This is a genomic window from Pseudoxanthomonas winnipegensis, assembly GCF_030322905.1.
Taxonomy (GTDB): Bacteria; Pseudomonadota; Gammaproteobacteria; order Xanthomonadales; family Xanthomonadaceae; genus Pseudoxanthomonas_A; species Pseudoxanthomonas_A winnipegensis.
In genome coordinates, this window is the sequence record NZ_CP095475.1 from 1915913 (window position 1) to 1937356 (window position 21444).

Annotated in this window: 15 protein-coding genes and 1 pseudogene; 8 read left to right on the forward strand and 8 right to left on the reverse strand. The window is 71.3% G+C overall.

Annotated features, from left to right (window positions below; translation table 11 throughout):
- Window positions 1-260 precede the first annotated feature (260 nt).
- Together MWN52_RS08525 and MWN52_RS08530 are read right to left on the reverse strand one after the other, a co-directional pair.
- Complete coding sequence (locus MWN52_RS08525) at window positions 261-1919, reverse strand: DUF3300 domain-containing protein (protein WP_286577458.1); 1659 nt, start codon at window positions 1917-1919, stop codon at window positions 261-263.
- A 136-nt stretch (window positions 1920-2055) separates the two neighbouring features.
- Window positions 2056-2463 carry a RidA family protein gene (locus tag MWN52_RS08530; RefSeq protein WP_286577459.1) on the reverse strand — a complete coding sequence of 136 codons (408 nt, stop codon included), beginning with the start codon at window positions 2461-2463 and terminating at the stop codon, window positions 2056-2058.
- A gap of 131 nt (window positions 2464-2594) precedes the next feature.
- Here MWN52_RS08530 and MWN52_RS08535 point away from each other — a divergent pair, with 131 nt between their 5' ends.
- Together MWN52_RS08535 and MWN52_RS08540 are read left to right on the forward strand one after the other, a co-directional pair.
- Window positions 2595-3518: a LysR family transcriptional regulator gene (locus MWN52_RS08535; protein ID WP_286577460.1), complete on the forward strand. Its 924-nt coding sequence runs from the start codon at window positions 2595-2597 to the stop codon at window positions 3516-3518.
- Between the two features lie 128 nt (window positions 3519-3646).
- Entirely contained in the window at window positions 3647-4813 is a 1167-nt protein-coding gene (locus tag MWN52_RS08540) for an SGNH/GDSL hydrolase family protein (RefSeq protein WP_286577461.1), read from the forward strand.
- Between the two features lie 12 nt (window positions 4814-4825).
- Here the strand turns inward: MWN52_RS08540 and MWN52_RS08545 are convergent, their stop codons facing one another.
- Complete coding sequence (locus MWN52_RS08545; protein WP_286577462.1) at window positions 4826-6967, reverse strand: TonB-dependent receptor family protein; 2142 nt, start codon at window positions 6965-6967, stop codon at window positions 4826-4828.
- Between the two features lie 366 nt (window positions 6968-7333).
- Between MWN52_RS08545 and zigA the strand changes: the two genes are divergently transcribed.
- From zigA to MWN52_RS08565, 4 genes are all read left to right on the forward strand, one after another.
- Window positions 7334-8554 (forward strand): zinc metallochaperone GTPase ZigA, encoded by a 1221-nt coding sequence (zigA, locus tag MWN52_RS08550; RefSeq protein WP_286577463.1) that lies wholly within the window; start codon window positions 7334-7336, stop codon window positions 8552-8554.
- A 62-nt stretch (window positions 8555-8616) separates the two neighbouring features.
- The gene (folE2, locus tag MWN52_RS08555; protein WP_286577464.1) at window positions 8617-9531 is read left to right on the forward strand and encodes a GTP cyclohydrolase FolE2; all 915 of its coding nucleotides are present in this window, start codon (window positions 8617-8619) and stop codon (window positions 9529-9531) included.
- Window positions 9528-10664 (forward strand): CobW family GTP-binding protein, encoded by a 1137-nt coding sequence (locus MWN52_RS08560; protein WP_286577465.1) that lies wholly within the window; start codon window positions 9528-9530, stop codon window positions 10662-10664. Before folE2 ends, MWN52_RS08560 begins: the two co-directional genes overlap by 4 nt.
- A 92-nt stretch (window positions 10665-10756) precedes the next feature.
- Window positions 10757-12919, forward strand: a complete 2163-nt coding sequence (locus tag MWN52_RS08565; protein WP_286577466.1) for a S46 family peptidase — start codon at window positions 10757-10759, stop codon at window positions 12917-12919.
- 87 nt (window positions 12920-13006) lie between these two features.
- Here the strand turns inward: MWN52_RS08565 and MWN52_RS08570 are convergent, their stop codons facing one another.
- The 5 genes from MWN52_RS08570 to hutI all read right to left on the reverse strand — a co-directional run bounded on the left by MWN52_RS08570 (window position 13007) and on the right by hutI (window position 18936).
- Window positions 13007-13273: a hypothetical protein gene (locus MWN52_RS08570; RefSeq protein WP_286577467.1), complete on the reverse strand. Its 267-nt coding sequence runs from the start codon at window positions 13271-13273 to the stop codon at window positions 13007-13009.
- 217 nt (window positions 13274-13490) lie between these two features.
- Window positions 13491-15158, reverse strand: coding sequence for a urocanate hydratase (gene hutU, locus MWN52_RS08575; RefSeq protein ID WP_286577468.1), 1668 nt, complete (start codon window positions 15156-15158; stop codon window positions 13491-13493).
- On the reverse strand, window positions 15155-16036 hold the full coding sequence (gene hutG, locus MWN52_RS08580) for an N-formylglutamate deformylase (RefSeq protein WP_286577469.1): 882 nt from the start codon (window positions 16034-16036) through the stop codon (window positions 15155-15157). The genes hutU and hutG overlap by 4 nt, the downstream gene beginning before the upstream one ends.
- Before the next feature lie 103 nt (window positions 16037-16139).
- Window positions 16140-17675: a histidine ammonia-lyase gene (hutH, locus tag MWN52_RS08585; protein WP_425608117.1), complete on the reverse strand. Its 1536-nt coding sequence runs from the start codon at window positions 17673-17675 to the stop codon at window positions 16140-16142.
- A gap of 55 nt (window positions 17676-17730) precedes the next feature.
- Entirely contained in the window at window positions 17731-18936 is a 1206-nt protein-coding gene (hutI, locus tag MWN52_RS08590; RefSeq protein ID WP_286577708.1) for an imidazolonepropionase, read from the reverse strand.
- 79 nt (window positions 18937-19015) lie between these two features.
- Between hutI and MWN52_RS08595 the strand changes: the two genes are divergently transcribed.
- A complete protein-coding gene (locus MWN52_RS08595; protein WP_286577471.1) occupies window positions 19016-20380 on the forward strand; it encodes a formimidoylglutamate deiminase in 1365 nt (454 codons plus the stop codon).
- Window positions 20377-21119, forward strand: a pseudogene (hutC, locus tag MWN52_RS08600) (histidine utilization transcriptional repressor HutC). Before MWN52_RS08595 ends, hutC begins: the two are co-directional and overlap by 4 nt.
- The last annotated feature ends 325 nt before the right edge of the window (window positions 21120-21444 follow it).

Below are 21444 nucleotides of genomic sequence, written 5' to 3' on the forward strand. Positions count from 1 at the left end.
ACACCGCCCGCCGGACCGCTGCCCTTCCGAAGCCAAGACGCTCAACTGCAACGCGACGTCAGGATCGCGAGAAGAGCCTGCTTTCGGTGCACCGACCGAAAGTCCCTGGGTTCCCGCGTTCGCGGGAACGACGAGGGGGGTGTTTAGGCGGGGCAGATGATCTGACAAGGGAAAAGCAGCACCCATCCGCCGGACCGTTGCGCCTCCGAAGCCTGGACACGCAGACGCCGCGATCCCTCGATCAGAAGAGGAGCCTGCGCTCAGCCGTGCTCGTGATGCCGCTTGTTGTCGCGCGGCGGAGCGGGGCGGTTGCTGGCGTGGTCGTTGCCGTGCTGCGGCGGGCGCGGCATCTGGGCCGGGAACGGCCGTTCGCTCTGGCGGCTGACCCAGGCCGGGGGCGGCATGCGCATCGCCTGTTCGGGACGCGGCTCGGCGCGCGGCGGCGCAGGACGCGCATTCTCCCAGTGCGGCATCGGCGCCGGCGCACGCGCGCTGGCGGCCATGGGCGCGAACGCCGCCGGCGCCTCGTGCCGCGCATGCCGGTCGTCGCCCGGCCCCGGACCGTTCGTCGCCGCCGCGCGCGCCATGTCCATCCGCGCTGGTTGAGGCACAGGCGTATTCATCGCGAACGCACGCGGCGCCGACATGGGCGCATGCGGCGGCGGGTTGCCATGGAACCCCGCCACACGTTCGCCCGCGGGAACGGGCGGCATCAGCGCCGCCGGACGCGGCGCACTGAGCCTGGCCGGCAGCGCCTGCGCCATCCCGGACATGGGCGGCGGCGCATGCACCGGCTGCCCGGCCTGCCACATGGCGCGGTTGAAGTGCGGCATCGCCATGGCCGTCCCGGGCGCAGGCGCACCGAAATGCTGCGGCGCGTTGACCAGAGTGCCGTGGTTGTTGATCACCGTGGCATGGCCATGCAGGTCGTAGCTGATGTTCTGCACCGTCGTGCGCTGGTTGATGCGCTGGACGACCACCGGCGGCGGCGCGAAGCGCTGCTGTTGGTAGGCGACGTAAGGCGGAATGCCTGGCCGCGCATGCCAGGCCACGCCCCAGGCCTGCCAGCCCCAGGGCGGCGGCGGGGGCGGCGGCGGACCGCCCCAGCCGCCGTGGAAACTGCTGCCGACCAGCACGCCCAGCCCGAAGGACACCACCCCGGTGGCCAGCAGATCGCCCGTGCTCCAGGCCGGCGGCGGCCGGTAGCCGTAGACGCGGTGGACGTATAGCGGTTCGCCATAGACCACGTCCGGGTCGTAGCGCGGCACATAGACCCGCTCGGGCTGGGCCGGCTCGATGATGATGGTGGTCGCCGGCGCGGGCACGACGGTCGCGACCGCACTGGCCGGAGCCGCCGCACTGCGCACCACGCTGACCCGCTGCTGGGCCGTGTCGCGCAGATGGCCCGAGGCCTGCGCACGCTGGCGCATCACCTGCACCGCATTGAGCACATCGCCTGGTTCGGCCGCGTAGGCCTGGCCCAGCGCCGTGGTCCAGGGCAGGTTGCCGGCCAGCTGGTCCATCACGTCGGGGAACTGGGTCAGCGCCTTGACGCCCGGGTCCCAGGGCTGCGCGTTGGCCGCCTGCATCCTGGCCTGCGGCGACAGGCCTGACTGGTCGTGCAGCCACTGGTCGGCCTGGGTGACCTGGACCGGGTAGACCGACGCGGCCAGGGTCTGGGCGACCAGGCGATCGGGGAACAGCGCGATCGGCGCGACCAGGCGATACAGATCCTGCGCATCGGGCAGCGGCGCGGCCGGAGCCGGCGCCGCGGCGGGAGGCAGCGCGGCCTGCGCCGGCGGCGCCGGGGCGGCGGTCTGGGTCTGCGGGCAGCCGCTCAGCGCGGCGGCCACCGCAAGCGCCAGCAGGGCGGGGACGCGCGGCACGCGCGCGAGGGAGGTGGGACGGACGGCACGCATGATGCAGCTCCGGGCAGGTTGGATCGCGGCGGCGAGCATGGGCCCGCCTAGCTGTCGGCAACCTTTCTGTTTCCGCGTCTTCGGCCGTGGCAGGCGAGGGCGTGAAGCGGCGGTTCAGCGCGCTCGATAGGCCGGGTCAGACCGGATCCGCCGCGCCGGGAAGGCGGGCGATCACCTTGATCTCGAAGTCGAAACCCGACAGCCAGGTCACGCCCACCGCCGTCCAGGCGGGATAGGGCGGCTGCGGGAAGACCTCGTCCTTGATCGCCAGGACCGTCTCGAGCTGGCGCTCGGGATCGGTGTGGAAGGTGGTGACGTCGAGCACGTCGTCCAGCCCGCAGCCAGCGGCCTTCAGCGTCGCCTGCAGCTGCGCGAACGCCTGCCGGACCTGGTCGGCGAAGTCCGGCTCGGGCGAGCCGTCCTCGCGGCTGCCGACCTGCCCGGACACGAACAGCAGCCCACCGCTGCGCACGGCCGGTGCGTAGCGGTGCTGCGTGTAGAGCGCCTGCCGGCCCTCGGGGAAGACCACGTCGCGCGTATGCATGTTGTTCGTCTCTGGAGCGGCCATCTGGGCCGGGAGGAGGCACTCTAGGGGTCGGCCATCGCGCGAAAAACCGGGCGATTGCGGTATCACTATTCGCGCAGCGCAAACAATGCGCGAACGGAGGACGCAGGATGGACCGACTCGAGGCGATGCGCGTGTTCGCCAGCGTGGTCGAAGCGAGCAGCTTCACCAAGGCGGCGGCCGCGTTGCGCATCAGCAAGACCAGCGCGACACAGCTCGTGCAGCAGCTGGAGGCGCACCTGCAGGTCAAGCTGCTCAACCGCACCACGCGCCGGGTCAGCCCGACCGCGGACGGGCTGACCTATTACGTGCAGGTGGTGCGCGTGCTGGCCGACATCGAAGACGCGGAAGACAGCCTGGCGGCCGCGACGACGGCGCCGCGTGGCCGCCTGCGCGTGGATGTCCCCAGCCCCTGGGCGCGCTTCGTGCTGCTGCCGGCGCTGCCGGATTTCCTGGCGCGCTATCCGGACATCCGCTTCGACATCGGCGTCAGCGATCGCGCGGTCGATCTGATCGGCGAACAGGTGGACTGCGTGGTGCGCGCGGGCGTGATCACCGATCCCTCGCTCGTCGCGCGGCATGTGGGCCAGCTGGAGATAGGCCTCTACGCCGCACCGTCCTACCTGGCGCGTCATGGCACGCCCACCCATCCCGACGCGCTGACCCAGGCGGCGCACCGGGTCGTGGGGTTTCGTTCCCCGCGCACCGGCAAGGTGCTGGAACTGGCCATGCACAAGGGAAACGAACACCTGATGCCGCGTGTCCGCCCGGCCGTCACCCTGGACGATGGCAATGCCTGCCTGGCCGCGGGAACCGCCGGGCTCGGCCTGCTCTGTCTGCCGCACTACATGACCCGCGAGGCGCTGGCCTCGGGCGCGCTGGTGCGGCTGCTCGACGACTGGCGGCTGGAGCCGATGCCGCTCTCGATCGCCTACCGGGCCAACCGCCATCCCAACCGCAAGCTGCGGGCGTTCATCGATTGGGTGGTGGAACTGGTCGACGCGCGCGACGCGAGTGCCGTCCTTCCACGTTGAAGCACGGCGAATACGCCGGATCGGCCCATGTGCCCGTAAGGCATGTGTCGAACGCGCGAGGGCATGCAGGCCCCGCCGTTGTCCGGGCCATACACTGGGCGCGATGCTACGTGCCTGAAGTTGTTCGCATGACCTCGTTTCCCATCACCACACCCGTCACCGCCGCGCTGCTGCAGGGCGCGGTCGAGATCTCATCCACCGCGCTGGGCGTGGTGCCGCACCGGCTGCCGGCGTGGGCTCGCGCGCAGTGCGGCGATCCGCAGCTGGCGATGGCCGAGGCCCAGCCCTCGGGCGTGCGGCTGGTGTTCCGCACCCGCGCCACGGCCGTCGCACTGCACGCCTTGCGCACGCGGCGCGTCTATGCCGGCCTGCCGGCGCGGCCCGACGGGGTCTACGTCCTGATGCTGGGCGAGCAGGTGCTGGCACAGGCGTCGCTGCCCGGCGGTCACACGCTGACGATCGACATGGCCGCCGGCAGCGCTGTGCGTGAGCAGGGCGCGCCGGGTGTGTTGCGTTTCGACGATCTTCCCGAGGGCGACAAGACGCTGACGCTGTGGCTGCCGCACGATGAAGCGGCCGAGCTGATCGCGCTGCACAGCGATGCGCCGCTGCAGCCCGCCGCCACGGACACGCGGCGGCGCTGGGTGCATCACGGCAGTTCGATCAGCCACGGCAGCAGCGCCACGGCGCCGCATGCGATCTGGCCGGCGATCGCGGCGGCACGCGGCGGCGTGGCGCTGACCAACCTGGGCTTCGGCGGCAGCGCGCTGCTGGATCCGTTCGTGGCGCGCACGATCCGCGACCTGCCGGCCGACCTGATCAGCCTCAAGCTCGGCATCAACCTGGTGAACACCGACCTGATGCGCCTGCGTGCGCTGGGGCCGGCGGTCCATGGCTTTCTCGACACCATCCGTGAGGGCCACGCCGACACGCCGCTGCTGCTGATCTCACCGATCCTTTGCCCGATGCACGAGACCACGCCCGGCCCCACGCTGCCCGACACCGCCGCGCTCGCCCGCGGCGAATGGCGGCTGCTGGCCTCCGGCGATCCGGCCGAGGTCGCGCGCGGCAAGCTGACCCTGCAGGTGATCCGCCGCACGCTGGCCGACCTGGTCGCCCAGCGCCGCACGCAGGATCCGAACCTGCATTACCTCGATGGCCTGGCCCTGTACGGGCAGGCCGACGCCGAGGCGCTGCCGCTGCCCGATGGATTGCATCCGGATACGGCCACGCACCGGCTGATCGGCGAGCGCTTCGCCGCGCAGGCCTTCGTCGAAGGCGTGTTCGGCCGCTGAGCGGCCTGCGCTTCAGTCAAAGCGCAGCCGCAGCCCCGCATAGACGCCGAAGCCTTCGCCCGGCGTCGAGCGCGCCGCATCGCTGCCGGCATCGTCGTAGCCCGGCGTGACCGTGGCCGCGTAGTGTCGGTCGCCGAGATTGCGGGCCTCGACCCAGGTCTGCCAGCGCCCGCTCGGCGCGTCCAGGCCGATGCGCGCGCCGAAGATCACGTGGGAATCGGCCCAGAAGCTGTTGGCGTAATCCACCGCCATCTTCGAGGCGTATTCGGCGTTGAGCGCGGCATAGGCGCCGGAAGGATGGTCGTAGCGCAGCTCGCCCTGGTAGAAGTGCCGCGGCAGGCCGGGCAGGCGGTTGTCGCCGAAGCGCGCGTCGTGGCGATAGCGGAAATCGCTGAAGGTATAGGCCTGGCGCAGCGACAGGCGGCCGGCGTCGGCCTGCCACAGCGTGCTGTCCAGCCCGGCCTCCAGGCCGCGATGGCGGGTCGGGCTGGCGTTGGATTCGGCCACCACCAGGTTGGGCACCGGCTGGAGTTCCACGCTCAGCAGTTCGTGCCGCACCTGCGCGTCATAGGCGGTCAGCTCCCAGCGACCCAGCGCGCTCTCGCCGCGCGCGCCCAGCTCCAGCGTGGTCGCGGTCTGGTTGCGCAGCGGCACCGGCGTGCTCTGCCGGCCGGTGGCCGGGCCGCTGCCGGCGGGGAAGTAGAACGGCGAACCCCAGATCATCGACCACGGGTGGGGCGGCTCCACCGAGCGGCTCAGGTTGCCGAACAGCTGCAGCTGCGGGCTGGCCTGCCAGGTGAAGCCCAGACGCGGCGCGCTGTCCCAGTCGTGCGCGGACAGGCGCCCGCCGCTGGCCGGCCAGGTCACCGCGACCTCGCGGTTGGTATGCACCGCCGCCAGGCCGGTGATCAGGTGCAGCGCCGGCGTCAGCGCCAGGTCGTTGCCGACATGCAGCACCGCATCGGTGCCCAGGTGTTCGAAGCGCCGGGTCAGCGTGCCGGCCGGATACCCGTTGCGGGCGAAGCGCAGGGTCTCGCGCACGTTGGCGTCCAGGTCGTGGGTGACGCGCAGGCCGACGGTGGTCACGCTTTCGCGGCCGAACAGGCGGTGGCGGTGGGTGTAGTCCAGCGTGGCGCCCAGGTCGCTGTAGTCCAGCTGCTGGCGGTACAGGCTCTCGTTGAGGTCCATCGGGAAGTGGTGATAGACCAGCCCGGCCTGCAGGGTCGAGGCCTCGTCGATGCGCAGCGTGGTGACGTTGCCGATCCAGGTGCTGCCCGGCTGCGGGCGGCGCGCGTCGATGGCCAGGTTGGCCGGATTGGCCTGGCGCGGATCGTCGCGCAGCTGCGCGCGGGTCAGGCGGCCGGGCGTGTCGTGCTCGGTCTCGCGGTAGCGCAGGATCAGGCGCGTGCTGAGGTCCGGGCCGAGCTGCCAGCCGAAGTTGGCCATCGCGCCCTTGCCGCTGCCGCTGGCGTGCGCCTGGTAGCCGTCGGTGCGGCTGTCGACCAGGCCCAGGTAGTAGTCGAAGTCGCCCGCGACACCGCCCACGCCCAGGCTGGCATTGCGGTAGCCGAAGCTGCCGCCCTCCAGCCGCAGCTCGGTGCCGGGCGAATCCAGGCCGCTGCGGCTGACGTAGTCGATCGCCCCGCCCAGGGTCAGCGCACCGCGGTCGAAGCCGTTGGCCCCGCGCAGCACCTCGACCCGGCTCATCCACAGCGGCTCGATCAGCTCATACGGCGTGCCGCCGGAGAAGGTCAGCGGCAGCCCGTCCAGCGAGACCGACACGCCCGAGGCGTGCGCGCCCGGCGCGCGGTTGATGCCCGAGCCGCGGATCGACACCTTGACCCCTTCGTTGCCCGGCGACTGCGCGTAGATCCCGGGCTGGTAGGCCAGCACGTCGGCGGTGCCGGCCACGCGGCCATCGCCCACCTGGGTCAGGTCGATCACATTGCCCGCGCCGGGGACGCGGGCCAGCGCCTGGCGCGCCTGTTCGAGGGCTTCATTGCGCTTCGCCGCGACCCGCACCGTGTCCAGCGTGGTGGCCTGGTCGGGCGGGACGTCCTCGGCGTGGGCGGGGAGCGCGCCCAGGCCGGAGGTGGCGGCGGCGAGCGCGAGGAGGCGGGGAAGGCGGGGGGAGCGCAGCGTGATCTGGGTCATCGAATGGATCGCAAGGAGCAGGGCGCACGCGCCTGCGCCCGGGCGGCGATAAGGCCGCCGTCGCGCGGGACGGGCAGGGGAAGGCGACGGGTCAGCGGCGCCGGACGGGGCGCATCTTTGCTGTGAACTTGAATTAAGTCAATCAGGTTGACAGACGCATTGGGCCACGGAGTCGACTCACGGCCCGGAGCGCTTTGAGCTGCGGCGCAGCTGGCTGCGCGATACGTTTCCAGGATTTGAACGCCTCGTCGTAGATGTTATAAAGTAACAAAACGACTTCCGGCCTCCGTCCGGTCTCAGCCCCTTCTCATTCGCCCAAGGGCGCACGCCGATGCGGCGCGCCGGGCTTCCCACCAAGCCATCGCCATGTCGCTCTCCCCCGATTCCCACGCTCCCAAGCTGCCCGTCACCGTGCTGTCCGGCTTTCTCGGCGCCGGCAAGACGACCCTGCTCAACCACATCCTCAATAACCGCGAAGGCCGGCGCGTGGCGGTGATCGTCAACGACATGTCCGAGGTCAACGTCGATGCCGACCTGGTGCGCCAGGGCGGGGCCGAGCTCTCGCGCACCGACGAGAAGCTGGTGGAGATGAGCAACGGCTGCATCTGCTGCACGCTGCGCGAGGACCTGCTGGTCGAGGTCGACCGGCTGGCGCGCGCCGGCCGCTTCGACCAGCTGGTGATCGAATCCACCGGCATCTCCGAGCCGCTGCCGGTGGCCGAGACCTTCACCTTCGAAGGCGCCGACGGCCGCAGCCTGGGCGAGGTCGCGCGGCTGGACACGATGGTCACCGTGGTGGATGCGTTCAATTTCCTGCGCGACTACGGCTCGCGCGACAGCCTGCAGCGGCGCGGCGAATCGCTGGGCGAACAGGACGCGCGCACGGTGGTGGACCTGCTGGTGGAGCAGATCGAGTTCTGCGATGTGATCGTGCTCAACAAGCTCGACCTGGTCGATGCCGGGCAGGGCCAGCGGCTGATGGCGATCCTGCGCGGGCTCAACCCGCGCGCGCGGATCGAGCCGGCGCAGTTCGGCGTGGTGCCGCTGGAACGCGTGCTGGACACCGGGCTGTTCGATTTCGACCAGGCCGCCACCGCGCCGGGCTGGCTCAAGGAGCTGCGCGGCGAGCACGTGCCGGAAAGCGAGGAATACGGCATCGACAGCTTCGTCTACCGCGCGCGCCGGCCGTTCCACCCGCAGCGCTTCCACGCCTGGGTCAACAGCGAATGGCCCGGCGTGCTGCGTTCGAAGGGCCACTTCTGGCTGGCCAGCCATCCGACCCTGGCCGGCGAGTGGTCGCAGGCCGGCGCCGTGGCCCGGCACAAGGCCGCCGGCTACTGGTGGGCGGCCGTGCCGCCGGAGCGCTGGCCGGACGATCCGGACCATGTGCGCACGATCCGCGCGCACTGGGTCGAGGGCGTCGGCGATGCGCGCCAGGAGCTGGTGCTGATCGGCATGGACATGGACCGCGACGCCCTGTGCGCGCGTTTCGACGCCTGCCTGCTGACCGATGCGGAGATGGCCCGCGGCGTCCACGCCTGGCTGCAGTGGCCCAATCCCTTCCCCGGCTGGCCGGCCGCGGACTGAGGGCCTGCCGACACGTCGCTTCGCGCGGCGTGCCCCTTCCTTCTTCTTCGTTCTTAAGGCCCATGTCGCTGCCGTTGCCCGATGTCTGTCTCGATGAATCGCCGTCCCAGCCGGCGCCGCTGTCCTGGGTCGGCATGGGCGGCATCGACCTGCCGCTGCGGCTGGACGAACCGGGCTGCCAGCGCCTGCTCGATGCGCGCGTGGACGCGCAGGTCGACCTGCCGGACGCGCGCGCCAAGGGCATCCACATGTCGCGGCTGCATCGTCAGCTGGACCACCTCGGCGTGGAGGCGCCGCTGAGCCCGGCGCGGGTGCAGGCCCTGCTCAGCGCCATGATCCACAGCCACGCCGACTGCGGCAGCCGCCGCGCGCGGGTGCAGCTGGGCCTGGCGCTGCCCGTGCGCCGACCCGCGCTGCGCACGCCCGGGCTGGCCGGCTGGAAGACCTATCCGGTGCGGATCGCGGCCAGGCTGGATGGCGGTGGCCTGGCGCTGCGCGTGCAGGTCGCGGTGACGTATTCGTCCACCTGTCCGTGCTCGGCGGCGCTGGCGCGGGCGGTGGTGGCCGATGCCTTCCTGCGCGATTTCCAGGCGCGGGCCTCGGTGGACACGCAGGAGGTGACGCGCTGGCTGAGCGCCAACGCCAGCCTGGCCACGCCGCACAGCCAGCGCAGCGTGGCGCAGGTGGCCATCGACGTGCCGGCCGAGGCGGCGGGCTTCGGCCTGCTGGCCTTGATCGACCGGGTCGAGGCGGCGCTGGGCACGCCGGTGCAGACGGCGGTCAAGCGCGAAGACGAGCAGGCCTTCGCCATCGCCAACGGCGCCAACCTGATGTTCGTCGAGGATGCGGCGCGGCGCATCCTCGCGGCGCTGGAAGGCCGCTACGCGCGGCCCGGCGTGCAGGTCACCCATGCCGAGAGCCTGCATGCGCACGACGCGGTGGCCTGGGCCGGCGCGCCGCTGGAGCAGGCGGCATGAGCGCGGTGCGCGAGCCGGAGCAGATTCCGGTCACGCTGCTGACCGGTTTCCTGGGCAGCGGCAAGACCACGCTGCTCAACCAGCTGGTGCGCCAGCCGGAGCTGGCCGACGCGCTGGTGATCGTCAACGAGTTCGGCGAGATGGCGCTGGACCATCTGCTGGTGGCCCACAGCCGCGAGCAGACCGTGCTGGAGCTGGGCGGCGGCTGCCTGTGCTGCAACGTGCGCACCGATCTGGTGGAGGTGCTGCGCGACGCGCCGTGGCGCTTCGCGCGCCAGGGGCGGCGCCAGTTCCGGCGCGTGGTCATCGAGACCACCGGCCTGGCCGATCCGGTGCCGATCGTGCACACGCTGCTGGGCCATCCCGACGTGGCCGGCCGCTATGTGCTGGACGGCGTGGTGACCACCGTCGATCTGGCCACCGCCCATGCCAGCCTGGACCGGCACGAGGAAGCGGTGCGCCAGGTGGCCATCGCCGATGTGCTGCTGCTGACCAAGGACGACCTGGTGGAGGACACCGCGCGCGCAGCGCTGGAGCAGCGCCTGCGCCGGCTCAATCCGGCAGCGCCGCGCCATCGCGTGCGTCACGGACAGGTGCCGGCGGCGGCGCTGCTGGGACTGGGCCTGTTCTCGGTCGAGGGCAAGCAGCCGGACGTGGTGGCCTGGTTGAACGAGGAGGCCTATCTGCCGCTGCCGGCCGCGCCGGCCTTCGCCTTCCAGCTCGGCATGCGCCAGCTCGAAGCGCAGGCCGCGGCGCCGGACCCCAATCGCCACGACGACCACGTGCAGGCCTTCTGCTTCCGCATCGAGGAGCCCATCGCCGAACAGGTGCTGGGCCTGTGGCTGGACACGCTGGTCGGCATGCTCGGCCCGGCCCTGCTGCGGATCAAGGGCCTCGTCCACGTGCAAGGGCAGGCGGGGCCGCTGGTCGTGCATGCGGTCCAGCAGCTGTTCCACCCGGCGCAGGCCCTGCCGGCCTGGCCCGACGAAGATCGCGGCTCGCGCCTGGTGTTCATCACCCGCGACGTGGAGCCGGCGCTGATCACCCAGACCTTCGAGGCCTTCCGCACCTCGGCGGCGCTGCGTCCGGTGTCCTCGGGCGCCTGGCCACCGCAGGCGCTGGGGCCTGCCTGACAGGAATGTCGGGCGCCGCAGTGACCAACGGCACATGGGTTCGCGCGCGGCGCAGGCTAGTGTTACTAAATAACAATTCGGAAAGGTTTCTCATGCGTCGTCTCCTGCTGTCGGCCGCCATCGCCGCCACCTGCATTCCCTCCGCCCTGGCCGTCGAAGGCATGTGGCAGCCGGCCCAGCTGCCCAAGATCGCCGGCGATCTCAAGGCGCACGGGCTCAAGCTCGATCCGGCCGCGCTGACCGATCTGACCGGTTACCCGATGGGCGCCATCGTCAGCCTGGGCGGCTGCACGGCTTCCTTCGTCAGCCCGCAGGGCCTGGTGGTCACCAACCACCACTGCGCCTACGGCGCGCTGCAGTACAACTCCACGCCGCAGAAGAACCTGATCGAGGATGGCTTCCTGGCCAGGAGCGTCGGCGAGGAACTGCCAGGTTCGCCCGACATGCGCGTGTTCGTCACCGAGGAGATCCGCGACGTCACCAAGGAGATCACCGGCGGCCTGCGTGAGGACATGGCGCCGCTGGATCGCTACAAAGCGATCGAGCAGGCGATCAAGGCGCAGGTCAAGGGCTGCGAGCGCGACGGCTACCGCTGCGATGTCTACACCTTCCACGGCGGCTACAGCTATCAGCTGATCCGCCAGCTGGAGATCAAGGACGTGCGCCTGGTCTACGCGCCGCCCGAGTCGATCGGCAAGTTCGGCGGCGACATCGACAACTGGATGTGGCCGCGCCACACCGGCGATTTCAGCTATTTGCGCGCCTACGTGTCCAAGGACGGCAAGTCCGCCGAATACTCCAAGGACAACGTGCCCTACCAGCCCAAGCATGTGCTGAAGGTCAATCCGCAGGGCCTGGAGGAGGGCGACTACGTGATGGTGGTCGGCTACCCGGGCCGCACCAACCGCTATCGCCTGGCGCAGGAGGTGCAGGCAGCCATCGACTGGCAGTACCCGACCCAGATCAAGATCTACCAGGACAGCCTGGCTATCATCGATGCCGCGTCCAAGGCCAAGCCGGAAGTCGGGGTGAAGTACGCAAACACCGTGGCCGGCCTCAACAACTATCTGAAGAACTTCGGCGGCCAGCTCGAAGGCCTGCGCCGCGCCGACGCGGTGGCGGTCAAGCAGCAGCAGGAAGCGCAGCTGGACGCCTGGCTGGCCGCGCGCAAGGACGGCGATGCCAAGGCCCCGGCCGGCGACATCGCCCAGCTCAAGCAGGTGCTGGCCGGCACCGCCGCCACGCGCGATCGCGACCTGGACCTGAGCCTGCTGCAGCGCTCGGCGCTGTTCTCCACCGGGCTGCGCCTGACCCGCCTGGCCGGTGAGCGCGCCAAGCCGGACATGGAGCGCGAGCCGGGCTACCAGCAGCGCGACGAGGCGCGCATCGAGGGCGCGCTCAAGCAGATGGACCGCCGCTACGACGCCGGCGTGGACCAGCAGTTCCTGACCTATGCGCTGCTGCGCTACGTCAAGCTGCCGCAGGCCCAGCGCCTGCCGGCGCTGGACGCCTGGCTGGGCGGGGCGCGCGACGAGGCGGCGATCAAGGCCAAGGTGGCCGCGCTGTACGCCGGCAGCAAGCTGGGCGACGGCCAGGCCCGCCTGGCCTACTTCAAGGACGACGCCAAGACGCTGGCCGCGCAGGACGACAGCATGCTCAAGCTGGCTGCGGCCCTGCTGCCGCAGTTGAAGACCCTGGAAGACGAGGCCGACACGCGCGATGGCGTGCTGTCCAAGCTGCGCCCGCGCTACATGCAGGCGATGATCGCCTGGAAGGATTCGCAGAAGCTGCCGGTCTACCCGGATGCCAACAGCTCGCTGCGCGTCACCTACGGCAACGTGCAGGGCGTGGCGCCGCGCGATGCGGTGAGCTATGCGCCGTTCACCCACGCCGAGGGCATCGTCGAGAAGGCCACCGGCGAGGTGCCGTTCAACGCCCCCAAGGCGGAACTGGACGCGATCAAGGCCAAGGACTTCGGTCCGTATGCCTCGAAGAAGCAGGGCACGCTGCCGGTGGACTTCCTGGCCGACCTGGACATCACCGGCGGCAACTCCGGTTCGCCGGCGCTGGACGGCAACGGCCAGCTGGTCGGCCTGGCCTTCGACGGCAACTGGGAGTCGGTGAGCGGCGACTGGCTGTTCAATCCCAAGCTCAACCGCTCCATCCAGGTCGACGTGCGCTACATGCTGTGGGTCATGGACCACCTGGACCACGCCGACAACCTGCTGCAGGAAATGGGCGTGAGCAAGCGCTGATCCGGCGCATCGCGGTGTAGATGCAACGGCCCGGTCGCAAGACCGGGCCGTTGTCGTTTCAGGCGGCGCTGGCGGTTTGCGGCGGCGTCAGGGCTGCAGCTCGCTGCGCAGGCCCTCGGCCAGCAGCGCATCGTCCACGTCGCGGTACCAGTCCTCCGGGCCGGCGGCCACGGCTTCGACGTACAGCCCCTGCGCGTCCTGCAGCGGCGGGCGGCGCAGGTGGACGATCGACACCCCGCGCGCGTCCAGCGAGAGCAGCACGCGCTGCGCGGTGCGCATCAGCTCGGCCGAGCTGGTGTGTTCGTCGGTCGGCCGTAGGGCCAGGCGGTAGGTGTGGGAGGTGGACAGGGACATACGGCGGGGCGGAAGGCGGCGGGGCAGGGTAGCCCAGTGCGCGTGCGGCAGGTGTCGCCGCACGGACCGCAGTCCATAGCGGCTGATAGGCTGCCGACGGCATTCTTGCAAGAACGGTCTGCCCAGAGAAACAGACTCGTCGTTCCCGCGAAAGCGGGAACCCATGGACGTCCGCGCGCAGCGACGACATCGCGTGACGTCCCACCCACCTCAGCGCTCACCCCAGAATGCCCGGCAGATCCAGGCCCTTCTCCCGCGCGCAGTCGATCGCGATGTCGTAGCCGGCGTCGGCATGGCGCATCACGCCGCTGGCTGGGTCGTTCCACAGCACGCGGGCGATGCGCCTGGCCGCGGCGTCGGTGCCGTCGCAGACGATGACCATGCCGGCGTGCTGGGAGAAGCCCATGCCCACGCCGCCGCCGTGGTGCAGCGACACCCAGGTCGCGCCCGATGCGGTGTTGAGCAGGGCGTTGAGCAGGGGCCAGTCCGAGACCGCGTCCGAGCCGTCGGCCATGGCCTCGGTCTCGCGGTTGGGCGAGGCCACGCTGCCGCTGTCCAGATGATCGCGGCCGATCACCACCGGCGCCTTGAGCTCGCCCTTGGCGACCATCTCGTTGAAGGCCAGCCCCAGGCGATCGCGGTCGCCCAGGCCGACCCAGCAGATGCGCGCCGGCAGGCCCTGGAACTTGATCTTCTCGGCCGCCATGTCCAGCCAGCGGTGCAGGTGCGGATTGTCGGGAATCAGCTCCTTGACCTTGGCGTCGGTCCTGGCGATGTCCTCCGGGTCGCCGCTCAGCGCGGCCCAGCGGAACGGGCCGACACCGCGGCAGAACAGCGGGCGGATGTAGGCGGGGACGAAGCCGGGGAAGTCGAAGGCGTTGGCCACGCCTTCTTCGAGCGCCATCTGTCGCAGGTTGTTGCCGTAGTCCACGGTCGGCACGCCCAGGGCATGGAAGCCGAGCATGGCGCGGATGTGGTGGGCCATGGAGGCGCGCGCGGCCCGTTCGACTTCCTTTGGTGCGGACACGCGCTTGTCGTCCCACTGCGCGACGCTCCAGCCCTGCGGCAGATAGCCGTTGACCGGGTCGTGGGCGGAGGTCTGGTCGGTGAGCAGGTCCGGCTTGACGCCGCGTTCCAGCAGCTCGGCCAGCACGTCGGCGACGTTGCCGAGCAGGCCGACCGACAGCGGCTTCCGGGCCTGGCAGGATGCCTCGATCAGGCGCAGCGCCTCGTCCAGCGAATCGGTCCAGGTGTCCAGGTAGCCGGTGCGCAGGCGCATGTCGATGCTGCTCTTGCGGCACTCCACCGCCAGGCAGGAGGCGCCGGCCATCACCGCGGCCAGCGGCTGCGCGCCGCCCATGCCGCCCAGGCCGCCGGTGAACAGCCAGCGCCCGGACAGGTCGCCGCCGTAGTGCTGCCGGCCCATCTCCACGAAGGTCTCGTAGGTGCCCTGCACAATGCCCTGGGCGCCGATGTAGATCCAGCTGCCGGCGGTCATCTGGCCGTACATGGCCAGGCCCTTCTTGTCCAATTCGTTGAAGTGGTCCCAGTTGGCCCAGCGCGGCACCAGGTTGGAGTTGGCGATCAGCACGCGCGGCGCATCGGCGTGGGTGCGGAACACGCCGACCGGCTTGCCCGACTGCACCAGCAGGGTCTGGTCGTCGTCCAGGCGCCTGAGCGTCTCGATGATGGTGTCGAAGCTCTCCCAGTCGCGCGCGGCGCGACCGATGCCGCCGTAGACCACCAGTTCCTCCGGGCGCTCGGCCACGTCGGGATGCAGGTTGTTCTGCAGCATGCGCAGCGGTGCCTCGGTCAGCCAGCTCTTGGCGGTGAGCGCGGGGCCGGTTGGAGCGTGGATGCGGCGGGACGGATCGCGACGGGTCATGGTGAGTCCTGGTGATGGGACGATGCGCCCACGGCGGGCGCGCGGTGGGCGAGGGGATGGGTGCCTGCGAAGTCCAGGCAGGCGGCGAGCACCTCGCGCAGCGTGTCCTGTACGGCCTGCGCGCGGGCCTGCGAGAACGGCGTGGGCCAGTTCTCGGGGGTGACCGGATCGGGTTCGTCCATGTACCCGCGGCAGGCCAGCTCCATCTGGATCGCATGCACGCCGTGCTGGGGCCGGGCGTGGTGGCGCGTGATCCAGCCGCCCTTGAAGCGGCCGTTGCGCACATGGCGCAGGCCGCTGGCCGCGCAGACGCGCTCGACCGCGTCGGTCAGCGCCGCGTCGCAGGCGCGATCGTCGTTGCTGCCGATGTTGAACTGCGGCAGCTCGCCTTCGAACAGGTGCGGGATGCGGGAGCGGATCGAGTGCGCGTCGTAGACCACGATGCAGCCGTGCTGCGCACGCAGGCGTTCGATCTCGGCGGCCAGTGCATCGTGGTACGGCGCGAACCAGGTCTCCCGCCGGCGCGCGATCTCGGCCTCGTCCGGCGCCAGCCCCTGCCGGTAGAGCGGCTGGTCGTCGAAGGTGGTGGTCGGGCACAGGCCGGTGGTGTTCTGGCCCGGATACAGCGAGGCGCCGGACGGGTCGCGGTTGACGTCGATCACCGAACGGCTGATCGCGGTGCGCAGCGTGGTGGCGCCGAGCGCGCGGGCGAAGGCGTAGAGCTGGTGCACATGCCAGTCCGCATCGCGCCGTGCCAGCCAGGGCGAGACGAAGTCGCCCTCGAGCCCGGCCGGGAGCTCGGTCCCGGTATGCGGAAAGCTGACGATCAGCGGCGCGGCGCCGCGATGAAGTTCCAGCCACTCGGGAAGGTCGCTCATCCGCGCATGTCTCCCACAGTCCGACGAATACTCAGCCCGTCATCCCCGCGAACGCGGGGATCCAGTGACTTGCGCGCCATGCCGGAACCTCGCTGCAGCGCGCTCACGCCGCCCGATCCACGCCCGGCAGCTCCGGACCGTCCGCGCCGACCGCCTCGACCAGCGCGCCACCGCGCACCAGCGCCGTCGCGACCACCATGTCCGGGTGGAAATAGCGGTCTTCCTGCAGCGTCGGCACCTGCGCGCGCAGCAGCGCCCGCACCGACTCCAGCGCGGCGCTAGACGCCAGCGGCGCATGGAAATCGCAGCCCTGCGCGGCGGCGAGCAGCTCGATGCCGACCACGTTGGCGGCGTTGCGCGCCATGTCCAGCAGCCGGCGCGCGCCGTGCGCGGCCATCGAGACGTGGTCTTCCTGGTTGGCCGAGGTCGGGATGGAATCCACGCTGGCCGGCATCGCGCGCTGCTTGTTCTCCGACACCAGCGCCGCGGCGGTGACCTGCGGGATCATGAAGCCGGAGTTGAGACCCGGTCGCGGCGTCAGGAACGCCGGCAGCCCCGACAGCGCCGGGTCGACCAGCATGGCGATGCGGCGCTCGCTGATCGAGCCGATCTCGCACACGGCCATGGCCAGCATGTCGGCGGCGAAGGCCACCGGCTCGGCGTGGAAATTGCCGCCGCTGAGCGCCTCGCCGGTGTCGGTGAACACCAGCGGGTTGTCGGACACGCCGTTGGCCTCGATCTCCAGCGTGCGCGCCGCCGCGCCCATCACGTCCAGCGCCGCGCCCATCACCTGCGGCTGGCAGCGCAGGCAATACGGGTCCTGCACGCGCACGTCGTTCTCGCGGTGCGATTCGCGGATGGCGCTGCCGGCCATCAGCGCGCGCAGCGCGTCGGCCACGGCGATCTGCCCGGGCTGGCCGCGCAGGGCGTGGATGCGCGGGTCGAACGGGGTGTCCGAGCCCTTGGCCGCCTCGGTGGACAGCGCGCCTGTGACCAGCGCGGCCTGGAACACGGTCTGGATCTCGAACAGCCCCGCCAGCGCGTAAGCGGTCGAATACTGGGTGCCGTTGAGCAGGGCCAGGCCCTCCTTGGCGCCAAGCACGCACGGTGCCAGGCCGGCCCGCGCCAGCGCATCGCCTGCCGGCAGGCGCTGGCCCTCGAAGAACGCCTCGCCCGTGCCGATCATCACCGCGGCCATGTGCGACAGCGGCGCCAGGTCGCCCGAGGCGCCGACCGAGCCCTGGCAGGGCACCAGCGGCAGCACGTCGCGCTGGAGCATGGCCTCCAGCAGCGCCAGCGTGGCCGGCTGCACGCCGGAGGCGCCCTGCGCCAGGCTGGCCAGCTTCAGCGCCAGCATCAGCCGGACCACCGGCGCGGGCATGGGCTCGCCGACGCCGGCGGCGTGCGAGAGCACGATGTTGCGCTGGAGCGTGGCCAGGTCGGCATCGGCGATGCGCACCGTGGCCAGCTTGCCGAAGCCGGTATTGATGCCGTACACCGGCGCGCCGGTGTCGACGATGGCCTGCACGGTCCGCGCGCTGCGCGCGACCGCCTCGTGGCAGGCGGGATCGAGCCGCACGGCCGCGCCGCGATAGACGGCGCGCCATTGCGCCAGGCTGACCGCGCCGGGGCGCAGCATAAGAGAGTCGGTCACGCGGAATGCTCCGGTCGTTCGGGTTGTACGAAAAACGGCCTCATGCCGGCTGCCCGCGCCACACGCGCGCATGCAGCGGGTTGAAGCCCATGCGGTAGACCAGGTCGGCCGGCGCGTCGATGTCCCAGATCGCCAGGTCGCAGTCCAAGCCCGCGCGCAGCCGGCCCAGCCGGTCCTGTCGCCCCAGCGCCCGCGCGGCATGCCGGGTGAAGCCGGCGATGCACTCGTCCACGGTCATGCGGAACAGCGTGGCGGCCAGGTTCATCGCCAGCAGCGGGCTGGTCAGCGGGCTGGTGCCGGGATTGCAGTCGGTGGCCAGCGCCAGCGGCACGCCGGCCGCGCGCAGCGCCTCGATCGGCGGCACCAAGGTGTCGCGGGTGAAATAGAACGCGCCCGGCAGCAGCACGGCCACGGTGCCGGCCGCGGCCATCGCGGCGACGCCGTCGGCGTCCAGATGCTCGATATGGTCGGCCGAGAGCGCGCCGTACTGCGCGGCCAGCGCGGCGCCGTGCTGGTTGCTGAGCTGCTCGGCGTGGATCTTGAGCTTCAGGCCATGCGCGCGCGCGGCCTCGAACACCTGCCGCGCCTGCGCCGGCGAGAAGGCGATGTCCTCGCAGAACACGTCCACCGCCTCGGCCAGGCCCTGCGCCGCGACCGCCGGGATCATCGTCCCGCAGACCTCATCGATATAGGCCTGCGCCTCGACGCCGGGCGGCACCGCGTGCGCGCCCAGGAAGGTCGGCACGACCTCCACCCGGCGCAGCTCACCCAGGCGCCGGGCCACGCGCAGCTGCTTGCGTTCATGCTCCAGGTCCAGGCCGTAGCCGGACTTGATCTCCAGCGTGGTCACGCCTTCGCCCAGCATCGCGTCCAGGCGCGGCAGGCTGGCGGCGATCAGCGCGTCGTCATCGGCCGCGCGCGTGGCGCGCACGGTGGAGACGATGCCGCCGCCGGCGCGGGCGATGTCGGCATAGCTGGCGCCTGCCAGGCGCTGCTCGAACTCGCCGGCACGGTTGCCGGCATAGACCAGATGGGTGTGACAGTCGATCAGGCCCGGCGTGATCCAGCGGCCCTGGCAATCGATGCGCGTGGCCGCGTCGAAGTCCGGCGCCCGATCGGCCGGGCCGACATGCACGATGCGGCCTTCGCGTGCGGCGATCACGCCGTCCCGCAGCACGCCCAGGGTGCCGTCGTCGGCATCGAGCGTGGCCAGGTGGGCGTGGTGCCAGAGCGTGTCGCAGCGCAGGGGCATGGCATCTCGTCAGGAGCGCATTTGTCTATACAATAAGACCGGCCTTTGCAGCCTGTCCAGTCGAGGAACCCCGATGGCGCCAGCCGCTTGCTTCTGGATCGATCACGCCCTGCTGGACGAGGGCTGGGCGCGCGCGGTGCGCGTGTGCACGCAGGGCGGGCGCATCGCCTCGGTGCAGGCGAGCAGCGCCGCACAGCCGGGCGATGTGCGCCTGGGCGTGGCCGTGCCCGGCCTGGGCAACCTGCACAGCCACGCATTCCAGCGCGGCATGGCGGGCCTGACCGAAGTCGGCGGCGCGGCCGGCGACAGCTTCTGGAGCTGGCGCGAGCTGATGTACCGCTTCGTGCAGCGGCTGGACCCGGACAGCCTGCAGGCCATCGCCGAGCAGGCCTATGTGGAGATGCTGGAGGCCGGCTTCACCCGAGTGGGCGAGTTCCACTACCTGCACCACGGCCCCGAGGGTCGGCCCTGTGCCAATCCCGGCGAGATGGCCACGCGCATCGCCGCGGCCGCGCAGGCCAGCGGCATCGGCCTGACCCTGCTGCCGGTGTTCTATGCCCACGCCGACTTCGGCGGTGCGCCGCCCAGTCCCGCGCAGGCGCGGCTGATCCATACCGTGGACGGGTTCGCCCGCCTGCTGGAGGCCAGTGCCACGGCGATCGCGCCGCTGGGCGATGCCGTGCTCGGCCTGGCCCCGCACAGCCTGCGCGCGGTCACGCCCGAGGAGCTGACCGCGCTGCTGCCGCTGACCCGCGGCCCGGTGCATCTGCATATCGCCGAGCAGACGCGCGAGGTGGAGGCCTGCCTGGCCTGGTCGGGCCAGCGCCCGGTGCGGTGGCTGCTGGACCACGCGCCGGTGGACGCGCGCTGGTGCCTGGTGCACGCCACCCACGTCGAAGCGGACGAAGTGCAGGGCATGGTCGAGGCCGGCGCCGTGGTCGGCCTGTGCCCGATCACCGAGGCCAACCTGGGCGACGGCCTGTTCCCGATGCGCGACTTCGCCCGCGCGGGCGGCCGCTTCGGCGTGGGCTCGGATTCCAATGTGCTGATCGATGCGGCCGAGGAGCTGCGCCTGCTCGAGTACGGCCAGCGCCTGGTCACGCGCGGGCGCAACGTGCTCGCGCAGGGGCAGGGCGTGTCCAGCGGGCGCTGGCTGTTCGAACAGGCCCTGCAAGGCGCCGCGCAGGCGCTGGGCGTGGAGGCGGGCCTGCGGGTCGGCGCCGCCGCGGACCTGGTGGAGCTGGATTCCGACCATCCGGCGCTGCGCGCGCGCCAGGGCGATGCGTGGCTGGACAGCTGGCTGTTCGCCGCCCGCCGCGGCGCGGTGCGCCAGGTCTGGCGTCAGGGCCGGCTGGTCGTGCGCGACGGCCGCCACGTCGACGCCGCGGCGGTGGCCGATCGCTACGCCGCGGCGCTGGACCGGATCCTGCGCGCATGAGCGATCCGCAGGCCTCGCCCGCGCCGGCGCGTTCGCTGCACCAGCGCATCCGCGACGACATCGAGGGCCGCATCCACAGCGGCGAATGGCCTCCGGGCCACCGCATCCCCTCCGAGCACGCGCTGATGGCGCAGTACGGCTGCGCGCGCATGACCGTGAGCAAGGTGCTGAGCCTGCTGGCCGACGCCGGCATGATCGAGCGCCGCCGCCGCGCCGGCTCGTTCATCGCGCGCCCGCATCCGCATATCGAACAGGTGGCGCTGGACATCCCGGACATCCCGTTCGAGATCGCCGCACGCGGCCACCGCTACCAGTTCCAGCTGCTGGCCCGGCAGCTGCGCAAGCCGCGCCGCGGCGACGCGCGCGAGGCCGAGCTGGCCGGCCAGGCGCGCGTGCTCGCGCTGCAGTGCCTGCACCTGGCCGACGACCGGCCGCTGGCGCTGGAGGACCGCCTGATCAACCCGGCCGCCGCGCCGCAGGCGGTGGACGTGGACTTCTCGCAGACCGCCCCGGGCAGCTGGCTGCTGCAGCACGTCAGCTGGACCCGCGCCGAGCACCGCATCAGCGCCATCGGCGTGGACGCCGCCCGCGCGCGCCTGCTGCAGGTGCCCATCGGCACCGCCTGCCTGGTGATCGAGCGCCGCACCTGGCGCGGCGAGCAGCCGGTGACCTGCGTGACCCAGGTCTTCCTGGGCGACTCCACGACCTGGTGGCGCGGTTCTCGCCTGGCGGGCGCTGATCGGGCGCGTGGGAGGAGCGCAGACGTCCTACGTCTTGGACGCCGTGTGTAACTCCCTGGCTAGTCAGACATGCTGCTGCCGAACAGCACTTCCCGCCTACGCGGGAATGACGAGGGCAGGGCTAGGGCTGCGGCGGAGGATCAGACTGCAGATAAGGCAATCGTAAGACCCAATCCGGCCCCCTCCCTTTCGCCGAAGGCGAAGGGGAGGGCTGGGGAGGGGTGAGCTTTTGACTTTGCTGTTGCTCCTGCGCTGCGCCAAAGCAACCGAAATACCCGTTCGTGCTTCAAGCACGTCGAATAACCTCAAAGGGCCTGCTCAGGC